We start from the raw sequence: 20577 nt of genomic DNA on the forward strand, positions 1-20577 counted from the left end.
AATTCGCTTAATAACTAAAGAATGATTATATACAACGTTACTGTAAATATTGATGAAAGTGTTCACGACAAGTGGTTACAATGGATGCGTAATAAGCATATAGATGATGTTCTTTCTACAGGTCTTTTTATAAGTGCTAGAATGGTGAAAGTTTTAGTAGAAGAAGAAATGGGAGGAACTACATATTCTGTACAATATTTCACAGATTCAAGGGCAAAATTAGAAGAGTATTATAAAAATCATGCTTCTAGATTGCGTGAGGAAGGATTTAAACTTTTTGCAGATAAAATGTTAGCCTTTAGAACCGAACTTGAAGTCATGAGCGAACATTATGGGAAAGAAAATTAACTAGAACCTTTCTTTTATAGAAGTAGGTTAGAAGAACCACTTCTCTTTTTAATTTCTAAATTCAAAACATGTCAGTTAAAGCAAAAAAACATTTAGGTCAGCATTTCTTAACCGATGAAAATGTAGCTCAAAATATAGCCGATACCTTATCGTTAAAAGGATATCAAAAAGTTCTAGAGATTGGACCAGGAATGGGTGTTTTAACCAAATACTTATTGGAAAAACCAATTGAAACCAATGTTATCGAAATTGATACCGAATCGGTTGCTTATTTAGAGGAAAACTACCCAAAGTTACATGGGCACATTATTTCTAAAGACTTTTTAAAATATAATTTAAACGAAGTTTTTAAAGGAGAACCTTTTGCTATTATTGGGAATTTTCCCTACAATATTTCGAGTCAAATTGTTTTTAAGACCTTAGAAATGCGACATCAAATTCCAGAATTTTCTGGGATGTTCCAAAAAGAAGTGGCGGAACGTATTTGTGAAAAAAAAGGAAGCAAAGTATATGGTATTTTGTCTGTTTTAACGCAAGCTTTTTATGAGGCAGAATACCTTTTTACGGTAGATGAGCATGTGTTTAATCCACCTCCAAAAGTGAAATCGGGTGTGTTGCGTTTAACTAGAAAAGAAAATTTTGAGTTGCCTTGTGATGAAAAACTATTTTTTTCGGTAGTAAAACAAGCCTTTAATCAAAGAAGAAAAACCATGCGAAACAGTCTTAAAAGCATGATAAATTCTGATAATTTAAAAGAAGATAGTATCTTTGACCTGCGTCCGGAACAACTTTCATACGAACAATTTATAACATTAACTCAAAAAATAGCGGCCGATGGAGTTTAAAATCAGTAAAGACTTATTAGATGAATTAGAAGTTCTTATTCAAGAAAATAAGGAAAAGGAAGTATTAGACCTACTTCAAGACATACACTTTGCTGATATTGCTGAAATCATGGGAGAAATGCAATCTCATGAAGCTATTTATATTTTTAATGCATTAGATTCCGAAAAAACAGCCGAAATTCTATTGGAATTAGACGAAGAAGTTCGTGAAAAAATTCTTAGAAGTTTGTCTGCTAAAGAAATTGCAGAAGAAATTGATGAGTTAAGTACCGATGATGCTGCTGATATTATTGCCGAATTACCTCAATCTAGAAAAGAAGAAGTAATTTCTGAGTTAGAAGATGTTGAACATGCGAAAGACATTGTTGACTTATTGCGTTATGACGAAGATTCCGCTGGAGGTTTAATGGCAAAAGAGTTAGTAAAAGTCAATGAAAATTGGAATGTACTTACTTGTGTCAAAGAGATGCGTGCTCAGGCAGAAAATGTTTCTCGAGTACATTCTATATACGTAGTCGATGATGAAAATCGTTTGAAAGGGAGATTGTCTTTAAAAGACCTTTTAACCACTTCTACCAAAACGCCCATTAGCGAAGTATACATTCCAAAAGTAGATTATGTAAAAGTCAATACCGAAAATGTTGAGGTAGCGAGAATCATGCAAAAATACGATTTGGAAGCCATTCCGGTAGTTGATGAATTAGGAAGGTTGGTGGGAAGAATTACGATTGATGACGTGGTTGACGTGATTAAAGAAGAAGCAGATAAAGATTATCAGTTGGCTGCGGGTATCTCTCAAGATGTTGAAGCGGATGATAGTATTTTGGAACTTACAAAAGCGCGATTGCCTTGGTTGGTTTTAGCTTTATTTGGTGGTTTTATTTCGGTTCGTGTTTTAGGGATTTATGAGCCAGCTATGGAAGAACACCGTAATTTATTCTTTTTTACACCGCTTATTGCTGCAATGGCCGGAAATGTAGGAGTGCAATCTTCTGCGATTATAGTACAAGGTTTAGCAAATAATGCCCTATCGGGTTCCCTTTTAAATCGATTATTAAAAGAACTTTCTTTAAGTTTATTAAATGGTTGTATTCTGTCTTTAATTTTAATGTTAGGGAGTCATTTCTTATTAGGTATTGATTTTCAAACTGGAATGACCGTTTCTTTAGCGTTACTTTCTGTAATTATAATGGCTTCATTAATAGGGACTTTTATTCCGATTATTTTGGACAAATATGGAATCGATCCTGCCTTGGCAACTGGCCCATTTATTACCACAAGTAATGATATTATGGGAATTATTATCTTTTTTACAATTGCCAAAGCCATTTTAGGGTTTTAAAATCTTTCTTTCTTTTTTTAAAATATAGTTATCTTTAACTTTTTAAAGAATGAAAATGAAATCCGAAACCATCAAAATTTTACATATCGATTCCAATCATCCTTTGCTTTGGAATCAATTAGAAGCTGCAGGATTTATTAACGAAGCAGATTATACCTCTTCTAAAGAAGAAATAGAAGCCAAAATCGAAAATTATCACGGAATTGTAATTCGTAGTCGTTTTAAAATTGACAAAGTTTTTTTAGATAAAGCGAAAAAATTGCAATTTATTGCGAGAGTAGGTGCTGGCTTAGAAAGTATCGATTGTGAGTACGCACAAACAAAAGGAATTCACTTAATAGCAGCTCCAGAAGGAAATCGTAATGCTGTGGGCGAACACGCTTTGGGAATGCTACTGTCTTTATTTAATAATCTCAATAAGGCAGATGCAGAGGTTAAAAACGGGAAATGGAATAGAGAAGCCAATCGTGGCCATGAATTAGACGGCAAAACAGTCGGTATCATTGGTTATGGAAATATGGGTAAAGCTTTTGCGAAAAAATTACGTGGTTTTGAGGTGGAGGTTTTGTGTTATGATATTTTACCCAATGTGGCTGATGCCAACGCAAAACAAGTTACCTTAAAAGAATTACAAGAAAAAGTGGATGTCCTGAGTTTGCATATTCCTTGGACACCAGAAACCGATAAAATGGTAGATGCGACTTTTATTAATGGTTTTACCAAGTCCTTTTGGTTGATTAATACCGCGAGAGGTAAAAGCGTAGTAACATCTGATTTAGTGGAAGCCTTAAAAAATAAAAAAATACTTGGAGCTGGATTAGATGTACTAGAATATGAAAAATTGTCTTTTGAAACACTCTTTGAGTCATCTCGAGCGGAGTCGAGAGAATTACCAGCTGCTTTTTCCTATCTTTTGCAAGCGCATAATGTATTATTATCACCACACATTGCCGGTTGGACCTTTGAGAGTCATGAAAAATTAGCACAAACAATTGTTAATAAAATTAAGTCACTCTATTTTGAGGAATTTGAAAAAAAAGAAGATATTCGTGTAACAGGAATTGGAGGATTTTTTTTTAAAACAAAGGATTCAAAAGAAGTAAAAAAATGGTATCGTAAACATTTAGGATTTAACACAGATGACTATGGTGCTACTTTTTGGTGGAAAGATACAAATGGGGATGATTGTTCTACACAATGGAGTCCATTTTCAAAAGATACCAACTATTTTGAGCCTTCGAAAAAAGAGTTTATGCAAAACTTTAGAGTACAGGATTTGGAATCACTTCTCAAAAAATTATCGCAAGAAGGTGTAACAATTGTGGGTGAAATGCAGACATATGAATATGGAAAGTTTGCTTGGATTATGGATTTAGAAGAGAACAAAATTGAGCTTTGGGAACCTGTAGATAGCGCTTTTAAATAATTAACTAAATAAATTAACAAAAATGGAAACAACAAGACCCGTAGAAGAATGGAATCAACCCTCACAACCACAACAAGATAATAAAAAAGTTGCATGTGGTATCTTAGCTATTTTACTAGGACCTTTTGCAATACATAAATTTCTTTTAGGATATACTAATGAAGGAATAATTATGTTAGTAATAACACTTTTTACATGTGGGACGGTTTCAAGTATAATAGGCATTGTAGAAGGAATTGTTTATCTTACTAAATCGGATGAAGAATTTTTTCAAACCTATCAAGTAAACAAAAAAGGTTGGTTTTAAAAATTGCGTATTGTTAATTCAAGAATATTTTTTATTATTGTTTTGAAATAACTAATTAAAAGAAAATTATGATTGAATTTTACAAAAAAGTAGTTTTTGAAAACTATGCAAATTTTAGTGGTAGAGCAAGAAGGTCAGAGTACTGGTATTTTACATTGGCCAATGTATTAATTTATTTTTCCATTGCATTTATTTCAGGTTTATTTTCAGCTATTAATTTACCAGAAGTAGCATATTTATTTTTTGGAATGTTTATTTTGTATGTCGTAGGAATTATAATTCCATCACTTGCAGTAATTGTTAGAAGATTACATGATACAGGTAAAAGTGGCTGGTTTTATTTCATTTCATTAATACCTTTTATTGGATCGATTTGGTTATTAATTCTCTTTTGTACAGAAGGAGATAAAGGACATAATGAATATGGAGCAGATCCAAAAGGAAATACTGCAGAGATCAACGAAATAGGTTTAGAATAATATAATCAAGAAATAAAAAAGAGTTCCATTGGAACTCTTTTTTATTTCTTCTTTTCTTCTTTTCGTTCAAGCTCTGCTTGAAATTCTTCCATAACGGGCTTAACCGTACTTTCGGGTAGATCGGCAATTTTAATATACATCAAACCGTCTACTGCATTATTAAATAGAGGATCTACATTAAAAGCCACTACTCGTGCATTTTGCTTAATATATTTTTTGATTAAAACAGGTAAGCGTAAGTTGCCTGGTTCTACTTCATCGATAATTTTGTCAAACTTATTTAAATCGGCTTCCGTTTCGTTAAAAACAAAATCTTTATCCGCATCTTTTAATTTTACTTTATAATCTTTTTTAGGATGAATATATTGTGCTATGTAGGGGTCATAATAATGCGATTTCATAAACTCAATCATCAATGATTTTGAAAACTCAGAGAATTGATTACTAATACTCACACCGCCAATTAAAAATTTATGCTCAGGATGACGTAGCGTAGTGTGCACAATTCCTTTCCATAACAAAAATAATGGCATTGGTTTTTGTTGGTATTCACTAATAATAAAAGCACGACCCATTTCTATTGACTTACTCATCATATCGTATAGTTCAGGTTCAAATCGGAACAAATCATGTAAATAGAAACCATCAATACCATATTTACTGTAGATTTGAGAACCCAATCCCATTCGATAAGCACCAGCAATCACTTGCGCTTCATCATCCCATAAAAACATATGATGATAATATTGGTCGTATTTATCCAAATCTATAGATTCATTAGTTCCTTCACCCACTTCTCTAAAAGTAATCTCTCTTAAACGACCTATTTCATGTAATATATTAGGGATTTTATCCGCAGTAATTAGAAAAACTTCGTAATTTTTACTTTGTAACAAACGGCAATCTTGCTCTCGTAAAGCGGCAATCTCTTCTAAAATTTGTTCATGATTAGCTGGTTTAACTATTTGTTTCGGACTGCTTTTGGGAAGTTTAAGTAAATCTGTATTTATAAGTTTACTTTCCTTTTCAAAAGCATTGGAAAGCATATATGTTTTTTTACGTAAAAACTCGCCATATTCTTCAATAGAAGTAAATTCATTTTGCTCAGCAACAGATATGGGTTTTCCTATACGAACTTTAATTACCCTTTTCTTTTGAGTCAATAATTCACTTGGTAATTTAGCGGTTCTAAGGGTGTCGTTGAGTTTGGATAAAAAATAAAAAAGCGTACTGTTTTTAGCATGAAAATAAATAGGTACTACAGGTACATTTGCTTTTTTTATGATTTTGATAGCTCCTTCTTCCCATGGTTTGTCTACCACAATTTTTCCATCTTTATAAGTAGAAACTTCCCCAGCTGGAAACATGCCTAAAGGTTTTCCATCCGATAAATGGCGTAACGTTTCTTTGATTCCAATTACACTTGATTTGGCATCCTTATGGTTTTCAAAAGGATTTACAGGCATAATATAAGGTTTCATGGGCTCAATTCTGTGCAATAAAAAATTGGCTATGATTTTAAAATTAGGCTCTTTTTCAAGCATTAATTTTAAAAGTAATATACCATCAATTCCTCCTAAAGGGTGATTGGAAATGGTTATATAAGCACCATCTTTGGGAAGACGTTTGAAATCTTCTTCTGGAATTTCAAATTTGATTTGGAATTCGTCTAAAATAGCATTTAAAAACTCTACTTCACTAAGATGCTTGTTTCTATCATACACTTTATTCAGAGTAGATATTTTTAGAACTTTCATCAGTAACCATCCTGAAAAAGTTCCTAAAAAACCATATTTATCAGCATGTATAGCTTTGGCTACTTCTTTGGCTGTGACTAATCCCATTTAAATTTTTTTTGAGCGAAAAACAAAGATAATAAATCTACTTTAATATCGGTGGCAAATATAATAGCATTCGTTCAAACTATTCAAAAAATTGCACTTTTATTAATGTTAATGTATCTTAATTTTTTTGTAAAATTACCACTCTTTTTAGTACTTTTGATGCACATCCAAAAAGAAATCATGAAGATAATCTCCTACAATGTAAACGGAATACGTGCAGCCATAACAAAAGGCTTTATAGAATGGTTGCAACAGGCCAATCCTGATGTTATTTGTTTACAAGAAATCAAAGCAACAGAAGATCAAATTCCTACACTCGATATTGAAGATGCAGGTTATCCCTATCAATACTATTATTCTGCACAAAAGAAGGGTTATAGTGGGGTTGCTATTCTATCTAAAATTGAACCTAAAAATGTAGTTTTTGGAACAGGAATTGACCATATGGATTTTGAAGGAAGAAACCTAAGAGTCGATTTTGAAGATTTGTCAGTAATGAGTTTGTATTTGCCTTCTGGAACCAATATTGATCGTTTGGATCATAAATTTAAATATATGGATGATTTCCAAAATTACATTATACAATTAAGGAAAGAGGTGCCTAATTTAGTAATTTGTGGCGATTATAATATTTGTCATCAAGCTATCGATATTCATGATCCGATTCGAAATGCTAAAGTTTCTGGATTTTTACCAGAAGAAAGAGCTTGGATAGACGCTTTTATGAAGAATGGTTTTATAGATACTTTTAGACATTTTAATAAAGATCCGCATCATTATAGCTGGTGGAGTTACAGAGCCAATGCTAGAAACAATAACAAAGGCTGGAGAATCGATTACTGTTTGGCAGCTGCTCCTTTGGAAAACAGATTGCAAAGAGCGTTAATTTTACCAGAAGCCAAACATTCCGATCATTGTCCCATATTAGTTGAAATTAAATAATCATTTTTTGGAGCTTATTCCTGCTGTACACTGTATCTTTTTAATTTTTGGCATCGGAATTGTCTTTAGTCTAAAAATTAAAAAGGATGCCGTTCCCATCAGGGCTAAAATAGAATTGAACAATAAAAAACCTAATAATAAAGTAATCATGATTAAAAAAATTGCCCTTGCACTAGTTGTTGTTTCGTTAACAACGTCTTGTGTTTCTAAAAAAATCTATCAAGATTTAGAAAGTAAGTATGCCGACCTTAAAAAGGAAAGAAATGCGTTAGCAGATGAAAAAGCAACTTTGGCTACCGAAAAAAATAAGTTAGAATTAGATAAAAACGCGTTACAAGCAGAATTAGATAAAGTAAAAGCGGAAAGAGATAAATTAGCTACAGATTATGCAGCAACTAAGAAAAATTTAGACAACTTAAAAGCGTCTTATGATGCTTTAGAGAAAAACAGTAGTGATGCTTTGGAGAACAACATGAAGAAAAACCGTGAATTGTTAGCAGAATTAGAAGCAAAACAAAAAACCTTAAATGCAGAACAAGATCGTTTAAACAAATTAAAAGCTGATTTAGAAGCTTCTTCCACTCGTTTAGCAGAATTGGAAAAAATGATGGCAGATAAAGATGCTGCAATGAAAAAATTAAAAGAAACCTTATCGAAAGCATTAAATGCATTTGAAGGAAAAGGGTTAACTGTAGAACATAGAAACGGAAAAGTATACGTTTCCATGGAAAATAAATTATTATTTGAATCGGGTAGTTGGACAGTTGGAACAGAAGGGAAAAAAGCTGTGAAAGCCGTAGGAGAAGTATTGGGGCAAAACCCAGAAATTTCAGTTTTAATTGAAGGACATACCGATAATGATAAAATTACAGGAAGTATTGGTGGAGGAATTGATAGTAACTGGGATTTATCTACCAAAAGAGCAACAGCTATTGTAAATATATTAGCAGAAAACAAAGCCATTGATAAAAAGAACTTAACGGCTGCTGGTCGTGGAGAATATGCGCCTTTAGCAAGTAATGAAACGGCAGAAGGAAAAGCGAAAAACAGAAGAATTGAGATTATCTTAACTCCAAAATTAGATGAAATTTCAAAATTAATGAACGAATTATAAGATGTATTTGTAATACAAATTTTTAAAAAAACCTGCCATGTACTTTTACAAGCAGGTTTTTTCTTTTAGAGAATCTCCGTAACTTTACCATTCCTAAAAATTGGAAAACTCAAACTATTCAACTTAGAAATGAAATACACAACTTTACCTAAAACCAATGTAAAAATTAGTACTGTTTGTTTAGGTACTATGACTTTTGGAAATCAAAATACAGAGCAAGAAGCGCATTCACAATTGGATTATGCCATTGAAAGAGGAATTAATTTTATCGATACTGCTGAGATGTATCCTATAGGAGGAAACGAACACATCTTTGGAAGTACAGAAAGGCATATCGGATCCTGGTTGCATAAAATTGGAACAACAGGAAGAGAAAAATTAGTTGTCGCTACTAAAATTGCAGGACCTAATAGAGGAATGGAATACATTAGAAAGCCTCTTGATTTTTCAAAGAAAAGCATCACTGAAGCTGTAGAATTAAGTTTGAAAAATTTACAAACGGATTATATCGATTTATACCAAATGCATTGGCCTGAACGGGTGATGAATATGTTTCAGAAAAGAGGGTTACAAGAAATTGATACTTCTTGGCAGTATTCTTTCCTTGAAATTCTTCATGTATTTGATGGCTTAATTAAAGAAGGGAAAATAAAACACATAGGGGTTTCCAATGAAAATCCTTATGGTGTGATGCGTTACTTAATGGAAAGCGAAAAGCACAATTTGCCAAGAATTGTGAGTATTCAAAATCCCTATTCGTTATTAAATAGGTTGTATGAAGTAGGTTTGAGTGAAATTACAATGCGGGAAGATGTAGGCTTGTTGGCTTATTCTCCTTTAGGATTTGGATTTTTAACGGGTAAATATTTAGACGGAATACAGCCTGAATATCGTATGGCCATGTTTCCTAATTTTAAAAGGTATACCAATGAAAATTGTTATAAAGCCACACAATTGTACAAAAAGTTAGCGGAAGCTAATAATTTAACTTTAACACAAATGGCTATGGCTTTTGTCAACCAACAAGATTTTGTGACTTCCACTATAATTGGAGCAACAACTTTAGCACAATTAAAAGAAGATATTGATGCTTTTGATACGGTTTTAACACCCGATATACTTTCTAAAATAGAAGATATTCAGGAGTTAATTCCTAATCCAGCACCATAATTTAGTAGTACATAATAATAAAAGTAAAATAAAAAAAGACTCTTGTTAATCGGACAAGAGTCTTTTTTATTTTACTGTAAATCAATTATTTGTGAATTTTAATAGTAAATCTATTAATAATGTTAAATGTGAAATTAATGTTAAAAAAAAGAGAACACAAATACTTATCGTACTGGAATTTAAATTATCTTAGATTTATAAAACTGTAGTTAACTATTTTGTAATTAGGGTTTTATAATCTAATTCAACAAACAAACAAAAACGACAAGTATGAAAAAAAGTAATTCGCTACACTTATATGTAGTGGCAATTGGAATGTGGCTTGGAATTTTCCAAAGCCTGTATGCACAATTCAATGAAGACGCTCCTTGGATGCAAAATTTGAATCCCGCCTCAAAAAAAGGAGAATTAACTATTAATGAAATGGTTGCTTCATTTAATCAATATTGGTTAACTCATGACAAAGAAAAAAAAGGTTCAGGATACAAACCTTTCATGCGATGGGAATATCATTGGAGAAATAATGAACATCCAGATGGAACAATAGTAACTCCTCAAGAAATGAACGACGCATGGCAAATGAAACGAAGTCAAAAAAGCAAAAATCAAAGTGATTTAATGTGGAGAGCAAGTAATTGGCAACCCGTTGGGCCTTTTAATCATACCATTAATGGATCTTGGTCAGCTGGACAAGGAAGAGTAAATGTCGTTTATGTGGATCCAAATAATGCCAGTGTAATTTATGTGGGAACGCCAGCAGGAGGAATCTGGAAAACTACAAATGGTGGTTCAACATGGAATCCTTTATCAGATGAATTACCGCAAATTGGGGTCTCTGGAATTGTTACAGATAAAACAAATTCAAACGTTATTTATATTGCAACTGGTGATAAAGATGCTGGAGATACCTATTCTATTGGAGTTCTAAAGTCGACTAATGGAGGTGCAACTTGGAATACAACTGGTCTTACATTTACAAATACTTCTACTAGAGCTGGAGATATTTATATGCACCCAAATAATTCAAATATTTTATGGGTAGCAACTAGTGTAGGTGTTTATAAAACTACAAATGGAGGAACATCTTGGACCAATGTTTTGTCTGGAAATATCAAGGATATTAAATTAAAACCGGGAGATCCAAATACTATCTATGCAGTTACATCTTCTGCATTCTATAAGTCAACAAATGCAGGTGATAGTTTTTCTCAAATAACTTCAGGCTTACCTACTAGTTCCGGAAGGTTAATTATAGGTGTAACTCCTGCTGACGTAAATTATGTTTATGTTTTAAGTGCCAATCCTTCTTCAAGCTCTTATACTTTTCAAGGATTATATCGTTCTACAAATAGTGGTGTTTCTTTTAGTAAAACAACAGCTACTACTGATATTTTTGAAAGTTCTCAAGCATGGTATGATTTTGCTCTGGAAATATCGCCTACAAATGCGAATTTAATTTTTACGGGAGTATTAAACATTTGGAAAAGCTCCAATGGAGGAAGTTCTTTTACCAAAGTAAATAATTGGAGCAGTCCTACAGCATCAACATATACTCATGCAGATATTCATTTTTTAAGATATTATGGGAATAAATTATACTGTGGAAGTGATGGGGGTATTTATGAATCTTCTGATAATGGAGTCTCTTTTACTAGTAAAACGGCTGGACTACAAATTAGTCAATTTTATAAAATTGCGGTTTCAAAACAAACTTCTGCTAATATGGTAGGAGGTTTGCAAGATAATGGTGGTTATGGTTATAGTGGAAGCCAATGGAAGAATTACTATGGTGCTGACGGAATGGATACAGGTGTTGATCCAAATAATAGTAACAAATTCTATGGGTTTATTCAAAGTGGAGGTGGACTATATATTTCCACAAACGGAGGAAGTAGTTTGAGTACCTCTATAAATAAGCCTAGTGGAGAAACAGGTAATTGGGTAACACCATTAGCAATTAATGCTGCTGGACAAGTTTTTGCAGGATATAAAAAAGTATATCGTTTAAATGGTAGCTCTTGGGTGGCTGGAACCACAGCTTTTTCAACCCCAATTGAAAATGTAATAATAGATCCATCTAACGATAATATTATGTATATTTCTGATGCAAGCAAACTTTACAAAAGTACCGATAAAGGAATTAATTTTACATTAATTTATACGTTTCCAACAACAGTAAAGAGTATTTGTGTACATACCTCGAATAATGCTATAATCTATGCAGTTACTCAAGGAACCTCTGGTCAGGTTTATCAATCTAATAATGGAGGAACTTCTTTTACGAGTATCTCAACAGGGCTTCCTTCCATTGGTAAAAATGTAATCGTGCATCAAGGACAAGATCCTAACAATATGTTATATGTAGGAACCACTTTAGGAGTTTATCATAAAGATGATACCATGTCGTCTTGGCTACCGTTTGATACCAATCTTCCTAATGTTTCAGTTACCGATTTAGAAATCAATTATGTGGATAATAATCTTACAGCGGCAACTTATGGTCGAGGAATTTGGAGAACAGCCTTAGGAACTACCTCCGACACAACAGCGCCATCGCCCCCAACCAATTTATCTGCTTCTGGAACCACACAAACGAGTACCAATTTATCTTGGACTGCTTCCTCTGATAATGTAGCTGTTACTGGTTACGATATTTATCGTGGTTCTACTTTAATTGGTTCTTCAGCAAATACGAACTATAATGTTTCAGGTTTAACGGCAGCTACAACCTATTCTTTTAGTGTGAGAGCAAAAGATGCCGCGGGAAATATTTCGGGCTCTAGTAATACTATTTCAATTACTACTTTAAACAATACAGTAACATATTGTAATTCTACAAGTCAAAATGGTACTGAAGAATATATTGGCAGAGTTGTTTTAGGTTCTATCAATAATACTTCAACAAGTACTGCAGGTTACGAAAATTTTACGGCAATTTCAACAAATTTAACTCGTGGAATTGCTTATACCATTTCCATAACACCAGTTTGGCCTGGACCAACCTATTCAGAAGGTTATGCAGTTTGGATTGATTATAATAAAGATGGTGACTTTCTAGACTCAGGTGAATTAGTATGGTCTCAACCTTCTTCAACTTCTAGTTCAATTTCAGGCACTTTTACCATTCCTACTTCGGCTGTTTTGGGAAGTACCCGAATGAGAGTTTCTTTGAAATATAATGGAATTCCATCTTCATGTGAAACGTATTCTTATGGTCAAACAGAAGATTATACAGTAAATATAACTGGTAGTTCTTCTGAACAAGGGCCTACGATGGTAGTAAATATAGATGAAATGTCAGAAAAGAATTCAATTGTTTTGAAATTATATCCTAATCCTGTGGAAAGCTATTTAAACTTAGAGATTAATGATTATAAATCAAATCTTTATTCATATGAAATTATTAACTCTCAAGGTAAGGTAGTAAAAATGGGTCATTTGGATACGACTGGTATCGATGTTAGCAATTTAGGTACTGGCGTTTACTTCTTGAAATTAATCAAAGCTGAGATTATAATTTTTGAAGAATTTTTGAAGAAATAAAATTTAAAAATAGTTATATAACAAAAGGGCAATTAATTCAAACTAATTGCCCTTTTTTGAATAAAATTATTGAACAACTAATTTTGTTGTATAAGAATCATCGTTATGATCTATTAGGTTTAATAAATAAACACCAGCTGATAAATCTGGAATAGCAACCGTAGTATTACCATTAATTTCTTTAGATAGTATCTTTTTACCAGATAAATCATATATAGTAATTTTTTGAGTAATAATGTTATTCGTATTTACAATGGTAAAACTTTCTTTAGCAGGGTTAGGATAAATTGCAAAACCATTTTTTTCAAAATCTTCCGTAGCAAGTGAAGTATCTGTAATTTTATAAATAGTTCCATTATTAATTGCTGCAATGTATAGCTCTTTATTCAGGTCTTCTCCAAAAGTCACAAAGTTATTCCCTGAAAAAGGTGAAGTATAGCTCAAAGCACCCGTTGAGGTCACAATACCTATTCTTGAATCACAATAATCCGTAAATAAATATTTTCCTTGTAAGTTGGGATACATCACACCATTGTAAACATATCCACCTGTTATCGAACAAGCGCCCGTTGAATGATTCACGTCAACAATTGGGAAGTCTAAAGCAGAAGCAGCTGGACAACCTGAAGTATTATAAGAAGTATTGCCTTCATAACATCTCCAACCATAATTCAAGTCATTGGGTAGTGGTGTTGTAGTTTTATTTACTTCTTCATGAGCTCCCTGCCCTACATCTGCAATCCATAAATCTCCAGTAACACTATCAAATGAAAATTTCCATGGATTTCTTAAACCCAATGCCCAAATTTCCTCTTTTCCGGTTTGACCCACATATGGATTGGTAGCAGGTATACTATAAAAAGGTGCAGTAGTTGCATTTACATCAATACGCAACATTTTTCCTAAATAGATACGAGAAGGATTAGCATTGTCAATAGTTGTATTTTGAGCATATCCTTGAGGATCACCACCACTACCGCCATCACCCATTCCAATATACAAATAACCATCTGGACCAAATTTAATGGAACCTCCATTATGATTACTATACGGTTGGTTAATGGTCATTAGAATAGTACCAGTTGGATCTGCTTCATTGGAACTTGGTATTGTAACACTGTATCGTGCAATAACAGTATTCCCAGAAGTATTTGTGTAATTTACAAAGAAATACCCATTGGTACTATAATCAGGATGAAACGCAAGGCCTAACAATCCTCGTTCGCCACCAGTACCAATTAGTCCAGACAAATCTAAAAATGGAGTCGTGTTTACGGTTCCATTTGCATTTAGAATTTTAATAAGTCCACCTTGTTCTACTACAAATAATCTAGAATCTCCAGCATGAGTAATTTCTACAGGACTCGAAAAACCAGTGGCAAAAGATTGTAAACTGATGGTTTGTGCGAGTGAAAAAGTACTGAAGATAAAAAATACAAATAATTGAGTTGGAGCCCATGCTTTTACAAGCGGACTTTTGAATGAGTTAATCGTTTTCATAGTTTGTTTGTTTTTTATAGTTGCCTTGTAAAAATAGCGAAAATAAATTTCAAAACACTAATTATCAGAATATAAAAAAGCCTATCGAGTTAAGATAGGCTTTTTGTATTATAGATTGTCGATAATTTTGTCTTTTGGATATTTCACTTTATAGCTAATTCTGAATTTCTTCGTTTCATTGGGTCTGAGATCTATTTTCCATGTTAAAACGCCCGTTTCTTCATTTGCCGAAGCTTTATCTTTTTCTAGAAGTTCGATTGTGATTTCTTTATCGGTACTAATTGGATATTGATCTTTTAAAATCATATTAATAGCCTCCTTTTTATTGTTTCGTATAATAAGATCGTAGGTAAATACTTGTTCTTTGTAAGAAGATAAAAATTTGGTTCCCGATTTGTCTACTACTTTTTCTCTTTTTATCGAAATCTTTTTATCTCTTCCCATGCTTAAATTTAAGGTGTCTGAAGTAGCATTTGCATTAATAAAGGTTTTCCCTACATAAGTACCTTCAAAAATAATATTGGCTTCACCAGGTAATAAATTAAACTTGGAATAATCGCTTAGTTCCGCTAATAAAAAAGCTTCTTTTTCTACTTTTGGAACGGCATAATATTTATAAGAAGCAGGTAATTGAATTTCTTTTAACGCTACACTATGGGCTTTTCCATTAGATAAAATATCATATGGAATGTCAATATCAAAGCTTACATTCAATTGATTTTCTGAAATTGTAGTATAATCTGAAACAGTTGATTCACTTAAAGCAGCTTTGTCTTTTTCAACTGCTAATCCTGCTGCATAACCTTGAATAGAATTTAATGCGGAATTTTCTCTTTTATAATTGCCATAATTTGGATAACCAAAACGCAAAAACCAAGCACTTAAAATAGGAGCTTCATTACTTTGATTTGGATTCCCACTTGATAAAGTTAATTTTACTTTTTTCCAATCGATTCCTGTATTTTGAGTTACTTGCCCTTTGTATAGCATGTCAATAGGGCTACTAATACTTTCTGCTCTTAAATCATAAAAAGGATTCCAAGAGGCTCCTTGCGTTAAATAATTAATGTCTAAGTCAACGGTTCCAGCCAAATCATTCATTACTTGTAGAATTAATTTTCCTTTAGACGTTTTTTCTTCTTTTTGGGTATTAATTTCTAATTTGGAATTCAATGTAGCCAATTGTTCTCTTAATTTATTTTCTTTTTCAGAAAACGTATTTACGAGGTTACTCAATTCCGTTCTTTTACTAGTATAATAATCTACTAATTTCATCAATTCGGTAACGGTTAAAGTAGCATTTGCACCAGCTATTTGTTGGTTTTTGTCGAGTAATTCAATGGTTTTGGAATGCGAGGTTTTTTGGTTTACAACTTTAGCAATTTCTTTGGTTACCCAATCGATACTATCTCGTACTTTTCTAATAGTAGGATTACTTTCATCAATTTCATATTCAGAAATATAATTTTTGGTAAACTGAACCGACAACACCGTAATGTTTTTTGGAGCATTAATTTGTACGGTACTTTCGTTTACATAATCGGCTACATTTTTAATTACAATTTCACTATTGCCTTTGGGTAAAGTTACTGTAGTCGATTGCGATAATTCGGCACTGTTTACATAAACGGTTGCTGCATTTACTTTTGCAGTGGTGAAAATGGGTTTTTGGGCCCAAATGGAAACACTTGCTACAAGCAGTAATCCTACAATTATTTTTTTCATAAGACGATGTATTTATATATTAAGATTGTTTTTGGTAACCAAAGGTTGGATTAAAGCCTAAAAAATGAATTATTTTTCAACTTGATACCCTTTCTTTTGACCTAATTCGATAATAGAAGTTGCAATGGCGTTCCCTAAATCGTCTTGTTTTTTCTCTTTTTTCATTTCAGAGTCTATGTATGCCTGACGTTTTTTGGCTAATACACTAATTTCTTTTTGAATTTTTTCTCTTTCAGCCGATTTTTGCGCCACATAGGTTTTAATTTCTGCTTTGCTTTTTCCTTTTAATTCTGCTGGTAATTCTTCTGACTTGATTTGATCCAAGGCTTTTTCATCTTCACTTACTTTATCCACTAAATCCCAACTTTCATTTTTGTAAACCGCTTTGGATTTACTTACCGAACGTTCTACATAATTCGCTTTGGAAACACTTTCTGCATTGGCATCCTGTGCCATCTGATTCATTTTCTTATCAGCCCCTTTTCGTCCATAACTTACATAGGTTTCATTGATTTTTTGATTGTATAAAGTAATCTCATCATCATAAGGCGTATTAATATAGCGTACACGTTCGTTGGAATCAATATTAAAATATTTTCCATTTCCCGTTATAGCACCATCTTGCCAAAATGTACGAATACCTTCTTCATGATTACCACAAAATATCGTATTAATGTAAATGTCTTGTTGTAAAGCATTTTTTACCGCTTCTTTATAATTTACATTTCCTTGATTGAAAGGTTCGTTTCCAGCGATATACACTAATTTCATGTTTTTATTGCCATCTTTCCAAGTCAATTGTTTCACCGCATCTTGAATAACAGCTCCGCAATATTCTTCACCACCATTGGTACGCAATGCAAATAATTTTTCGGATATTAAGTCTAAATCATTGGTCAAAGGAGCCACTTGTCTGATGTAATTAGATGCAGATGACAAACCATCATTACCATATTCATATAATCCAATTTCAATTTCTGGAGTTTTTCCTTCATATTTTAAAGTAGTCAACGTATTTACGATGTTCCATAAACGCGATTTGGCCTGTTCAATTAACCCGTCCATACTGTTAGAGGTATCTAAAAGAATAGCAACCTGAATTTTGTTGTCAGAAAGTGGTTTTTCAATTGTTTTTTCTACGGCAACTTCAGGGTTTGTCAAATTTTCTGCTTTACTGTTATGGCAGCTTCCAAAAGTTAAAGTGGATGCCAATAAAGTGCTGATGTATACGATTTTAGTTTTCATGATAAATAATTTTTGTAGTTATTTGATTCAAATTTAGGAGGATAATCAAGGCTAATTTTGGAGACTTGGTGAAAAGGGCTTTTCACTTGGTAAACCAATAAAATAATAAACGGTAAAAAAATTATCTTTACATTGTATAATTAAACCATGCAATGCAAGTAAAAAAAATTACATATTTCTTTCTTTTATTTTTTATAATGTCTTTACAGGTAAAGGCTCAGGATACTATTAAAGACAAAAAAGCCAAAGTGTCTTTATCTAAATCAGTTGAAAAATTAGAGCGTTCCATTGATACCAATGATGATTTTAAGACCGCAAAGAACTATGAAGAATTGGCTTTGGTTTACCAAAAAAAAGGCGATTTAGCTAAAGCGGAAGAATTTTATAAGAAGGCAGAAGCTCTTTATACCAAATTAAAAAAGGCAGAAGATAAAATGAGAGTAACGCGTTCTATTGCTCAAGTGCAGGAGAGACAAAACAAAATGGTTCCAGCCATTCAAAGTTATGAAAATGCAGGTCGAATTGCAGATGATGAAATGTCTCAACAATTAAATTATAATGATGCCAACCGTTTACGCAACCAAAGCAACCCAAAAGCTCAATCGGATTATATTAATTCGAATATCCAATTATTAGAAGAAAAATCAAAAGATAAATTAGTAAAAGAATCTAAAAAAGTGGCTCTTAAAGAAGAGGTTGCCAATGCTTATGTTCAAAAAGCAGAAGCCGATTTATCTGCAGCTGAAACAGCAGAAGCAATTGAAAGTTATAAAAGTGCTTTAGATTATGTGAATGATGATACTGAGGAAGCCATTAAAATAAAGAATAAAATAGCAGAAGTATATAAAGAAGAAAACGAGTATGAAAAAGCATTAACCATTCAATTGAACTTATTGGATGAAGCGAGAAAAAATAAAGATTATGATACCGAAATAAAGCAATTACAAGAAGTAGCCGAGATTTATTTCCAATTTAATCAACCTGAAAAAGGCGTTCAGTCGTTAAAAGAATCCTATACTCTAGCTAGTGAAAAAGGGAATACTAAAGAAGTTAAGAATAGTTTAAATCAATTAGTGGCATATTATAAATCAAAAGGGGACGACAAAGAAAGTGTGTTGCTTTATGATGATTTTCTAAATCATTTTGATGATATTGTAGCTGCAGATAGTTCTTTAATAGAGGATAAAGTATTTCAAATTTCCGAAAAGAAGATTTTACAATTAGAAAAAGAAAAAGCTCTAAAAGACGAATTAATTAGCAAAAAGAACCGATTCAATTATTTTTTGATTGGCTCTTTAGCGTTACTTTTTATCTTTTTTGCACTGATTGTAAAAGCTTTGTACGCAATTAAGACAAAGAATAAAAAAATTGCCTTACAATCTTTACGAAGAGAAATGAATCCGCATTTTATTTTCAATAGTTTGAATAGCGTAAACCAATTTATTTCTGAAAATAAAGAATTAGAAGCCAATAAATACTTGAGTTCGTATTCTCATTTAATGCGAAACATGATGGAAAATTCCAACAAAGACTTTATTAGTATTAGTAATGAACTGGAACAATTAAAAAAGTATCTCGCGTTAGAACATTTGCGTTTTCAAGATCAATTTGAGTACCAAATTAGTATAGACGAACAAATTGATACCGAAGTTACCTTTATTCCAAACATGATTTTACAGCCACATTTAGAAAATGCTATTTGGCATGGATTGCGTTATAAAGAAGGCAAAGGCAACTTACTTTTACAATTTCAATTGCTTACTAAAAAAGTGCAAATTACAATTGAAGATGATGGTATTGGGTTAACCCAAAGTCAAGCTCTAAAAACCGTTAATCAAAAAGTGCATCAATCCAGAGGAACGACCAATACTTTGGAACGGATTAAATTATTGAATGAGTTGTATAAAATGAATATTAGTTTTTCTATTACAGAAAAAGAAGCACCAGAAACGGGAACCATAGTCGTTATTACCGTACCTTTATTAGATAAAATATGACAGGATTACAAAAGATAAGAAGTGTTATTGTTGAAGATGAAACAGCCGCTAGAGAGGTGTTAAAAAACTATCTCAACAAGTATTGTCCGCAAGTCGAAATTATTGGTGAAGCGGCTAATATCAAAGAAGCAGTACCTTTGTTGCATGATTTGGAGCCACAATTGGTTTTTTTGGATGTGGAAATGCCTTTTGGAAATGCTTTTGATGTGTTAGAAGCTTGTAAAGATTTGCAATTTGAAACCATTTTTGTTACTGCTTTTTCCGAATATTCTTTAAAAGCCTTAAATCAAAGTGCGGCTTATTATTTACTGAAACCCATTAGTATAGAAGAATTAATTGTAGCCGTTAACAAAGTGCAGCAACAGTTAGCAAAACACGATTTAATCAATCGGAATAAAATTATTGTAGAAAATTTCAGAGAGCCAAAGCCCGAGAAACAACAAGTCATTTTGCCTACTTTGGAAGGGTTCGAAGTGGTTCAAATGAAAGATATTGTGCGCTTAAAAGGCAATGGTAATTTTACTGATTTGCATTTAGTCGACGGTTCTAAAAAAATGGTGTGTCGGTTTTTAAAACATTTTTCAGAAATTTTACCGTTTCCATTTTTACGGGTTCACAAATCACATATTATCAATGTTAATTTTGTGAAAGCGTATAACAAAGGAGGTTTTATTACGCTGCAAGATGATTCGGAAATTGAAATTTCCAGTACCTATAAAGATGATTTTTTGAGTAAGTTTAAGTAAAGAA

The 20577-nt window shown here is 32.5% G+C and carries 16 protein-coding genes and 1 pseudogene; 13 read left to right on the top strand and 4 right to left on the bottom strand.

All coding sequences use genetic code 11. The features are described from left to right. Positions 1–21 precede the first annotated feature (21 nt). The 7 genes and pseudogenes from NHF47_RS03635 (at position 22) to NHF47_RS03660 (ending at position 4747) form a co-directional block, all read left to right on the top strand. Complete coding sequence (locus NHF47_RS03635) at positions 22–348, top strand: DUF4286 family protein (protein ID WP_140998054.1); 327 nt, start codon at positions 22–24, stop codon at positions 346–348. A gap of 68 nt (positions 349–416) precedes the next feature. Continuing rightward, positions 417–1193, top strand: coding sequence for a 16S rRNA (adenine(1518)-N(6)/adenine(1519)-N(6))-dimethyltransferase RsmA (rsmA, locus tag NHF47_RS03640; protein WP_252763658.1), 777 nt, complete (start codon positions 417–419; stop codon positions 1191–1193). Continuing rightward, positions 1183–2535: a magnesium transporter gene (mgtE, locus tag NHF47_RS03645; protein WP_252763659.1), complete on the top strand. Its 1353-nt coding sequence runs from the start codon at positions 1183–1185 to the stop codon at positions 2533–2535. Before rsmA ends, mgtE begins: the two co-directional genes overlap by 11 nt. Positions 2536–2590: 55 nt before the next feature. After that, positions 2591–3553, top strand: a pseudogene (locus NHF47_RS03650) (2-hydroxyacid dehydrogenase); the annotation flags it as partial. Positions 3554–3595: 42 nt separating this feature from the next. Continuing rightward, entirely contained in the window at positions 3596–3961 is a 366-nt protein-coding gene (locus NHF47_RS17305; protein ID WP_374670176.1) for a VOC family protein, read from the top strand. A 22-nt stretch (positions 3962–3983) separates the two neighbouring features. Further along, entirely contained in the window at positions 3984–4268 is a 285-nt protein-coding gene (locus NHF47_RS03655; protein WP_252763660.1) for a TM2 domain-containing protein, read from the top strand. A 68-nt stretch (positions 4269–4336) separates the two neighbouring features. Continuing rightward, positions 4337–4747 carry a DUF805 domain-containing protein gene (locus NHF47_RS03660; RefSeq protein WP_252763661.1) on the top strand — a complete coding sequence of 137 codons (411 nt, stop codon included), beginning with the start codon at positions 4337–4339 and terminating at the stop codon, positions 4745–4747. 41 nt (positions 4748–4788) lie between these two features. On the opposite strand, the gene NHF47_RS03665 is transcribed toward NHF47_RS03660, so the two are convergent. Next, positions 4789–6591: a lysophospholipid acyltransferase family protein gene (locus tag NHF47_RS03665; protein ID WP_252763662.1), complete on the bottom strand. Its 1803-nt coding sequence runs from the start codon at positions 6589–6591 to the stop codon at positions 4789–4791. 180 nt (positions 6592–6771) lie between these two features. Here NHF47_RS03665 and NHF47_RS03670 point away from each other — a divergent pair, with 180 nt between their 5' ends. The 4 genes from NHF47_RS03670 (at position 6772) to NHF47_RS03685 (ending at position 13360) form a co-directional block, all read left to right on the top strand. After that, a complete protein-coding gene (locus NHF47_RS03670) occupies positions 6772–7533 on the top strand; it encodes an exodeoxyribonuclease III (RefSeq protein WP_252763663.1) in 762 nt (253 codons plus the stop codon). Positions 7534–7681: 148 nt separating this feature from the next. Continuing rightward, positions 7682–8647, top strand: coding sequence for an OmpA family protein (locus tag NHF47_RS03675; RefSeq protein WP_252766054.1), 966 nt, complete (start codon positions 7682–7684; stop codon positions 8645–8647). A 129-nt stretch (positions 8648–8776) separates the two neighbouring features. Then, positions 8777–9817, top strand: a complete 1041-nt coding sequence (locus tag NHF47_RS03680) for an aldo/keto reductase (protein ID WP_252763664.1) — start codon at positions 8777–8779, stop codon at positions 9815–9817. 270 nt (positions 9818–10087) lie between these two features. Next, a complete protein-coding gene (locus NHF47_RS03685) occupies positions 10088–13360 on the top strand; it encodes a GEVED domain-containing protein (protein ID WP_252763665.1) in 3273 nt (1090 codons plus the stop codon). Between the two features lie 66 nt (positions 13361–13426). Here NHF47_RS03685 and NHF47_RS03690 read toward each other — a convergent pair whose 3' ends face one another. The 3 genes from NHF47_RS03690 to NHF47_RS03700 all read right to left on the bottom strand — a co-directional run bounded on the left by NHF47_RS03690 (position 13427) and on the right by NHF47_RS03700 (position 17830). Further along, entirely contained in the window at positions 13427–14860 is a 1434-nt protein-coding gene (locus NHF47_RS03690; protein ID WP_252763666.1) for a PQQ-dependent sugar dehydrogenase, read from the bottom strand. Positions 14861–14968: 108 nt separating this feature from the next. Then, positions 14969–16585, bottom strand: a complete 1617-nt coding sequence (locus NHF47_RS03695) for a DUF4139 domain-containing protein (RefSeq protein WP_252763667.1) — start codon at positions 16583–16585, stop codon at positions 14969–14971. A 69-nt stretch (positions 16586–16654) separates the two neighbouring features. Next, the gene (locus NHF47_RS03700) at positions 16655–17830 is read right to left on the bottom strand and encodes a VWA domain-containing protein (protein ID WP_252763668.1); all 1176 of its coding nucleotides are present in this window, start codon (positions 17828–17830) and stop codon (positions 16655–16657) included. 197 nt (positions 17831–18027) lie between these two features. Here NHF47_RS03700 and NHF47_RS03705 point away from each other — a divergent pair, with 197 nt between their 5' ends. Together NHF47_RS03705 and NHF47_RS03710 are read left to right on the top strand one after the other, a co-directional pair. Beyond that, positions 18028–19827 (top strand): histidine kinase, encoded by a 1800-nt coding sequence (locus NHF47_RS03705; protein WP_252763669.1) that lies wholly within the window; start codon positions 18028–18030, stop codon positions 19825–19827. Beyond that, positions 19824–20573, top strand: a complete 750-nt coding sequence (locus tag NHF47_RS03710) for a LytTR family DNA-binding domain-containing protein (RefSeq protein WP_252763670.1) — start codon at positions 19824–19826, stop codon at positions 20571–20573. Before NHF47_RS03705 ends, NHF47_RS03710 begins: the two co-directional genes overlap by 4 nt. Positions 20574–20577: the final 4 nt, after the last annotated feature.

It is taken from the genome of Flavobacterium sp. NRK F7 (assembly GCF_024054195.1).
GTDB lineage: Bacteria > Bacteroidota > Bacteroidia > Flavobacteriales > Flavobacteriaceae > Flavobacterium.

What these genes read in the sequence shown, in the direction of transcription:
- rsmA (WP_252763658.1), top strand. Translation starts at nt 417, where the DNA reads ATGTCAGTTAAAGCAAAAAAACATTTAGGTCAGCATTTCTTAACCGAT.
- NHF47_RS03670 (WP_252763663.1), top strand. Translation starts at nt 6,772, where the DNA reads ATGAAGATAATCTCCTACAATGTAAACGGAATACGTGCAGCCATAACA.
- NHF47_RS03655 (WP_252763660.1), top strand. Translation starts at nt 3,984, where the DNA reads ATGGAAACAACAAGACCCGTAGAAGAATGGAATCAACCCTCACAACCA.
- NHF47_RS03675 (WP_252766054.1), top strand. Translation starts at nt 7,682, where the DNA reads ATGATTAAAAAAATTGCCCTTGCACTAGTTGTTGTTTCGTTAACAACG.
- NHF47_RS03685 (WP_252763665.1), top strand. Translation starts at nt 10,088, where the DNA reads ATGAAAAAAAGTAATTCGCTACACTTATATGTAGTGGCAATTGGAATG.
- NHF47_RS03710 (WP_252763670.1), top strand. Translation starts at nt 19,824, where the DNA reads ATGACAGGATTACAAAAGATAAGAAGTGTTATTGTTGAAGATGAAACA.
- NHF47_RS03695 (WP_252763667.1), bottom strand. Translation starts at nt 16,585, where the DNA reads ATGAAAAAAATAATTGTAGGATTACTGCTTGTAGCAAGTGTTTCCATT.
- mgtE (WP_252763659.1), top strand. Translation starts at nt 1,183, where the DNA reads ATGGAGTTTAAAATCAGTAAAGACTTATTAGATGAATTAGAAGTTCTT.
- NHF47_RS03690 (WP_252763666.1), bottom strand. Translation starts at nt 14,860, where the DNA reads ATGAAAACGATTAACTCATTCAAAAGTCCGCTTGTAAAAGCATGGGCT.
- NHF47_RS03635 (WP_140998054.1), top strand. Translation starts at nt 22, where the DNA reads ATGATTATATACAACGTTACTGTAAATATTGATGAAAGTGTTCACGAC.
- NHF47_RS03680 (WP_252763664.1), top strand. Translation starts at nt 8,777, where the DNA reads ATGAAATACACAACTTTACCTAAAACCAATGTAAAAATTAGTACTGTT.
- NHF47_RS03665 (WP_252763662.1), bottom strand. Translation starts at nt 6,591, where the DNA reads ATGGGATTAGTCACAGCCAAAGAAGTAGCCAAAGCTATACATGCTGAT.
- NHF47_RS03705 (WP_252763669.1), top strand. Translation starts at nt 18,028, where the DNA reads ATGTCTTTACAGGTAAAGGCTCAGGATACTATTAAAGACAAAAAAGCC.
- NHF47_RS03700 (WP_252763668.1), bottom strand. Translation starts at nt 17,830, where the DNA reads ATGAAAACTAAAATCGTATACATCAGCACTTTATTGGCATCCACTTTA.
- NHF47_RS03660 (WP_252763661.1), top strand. Translation starts at nt 4,337, where the DNA reads ATGATTGAATTTTACAAAAAAGTAGTTTTTGAAAACTATGCAAATTTT.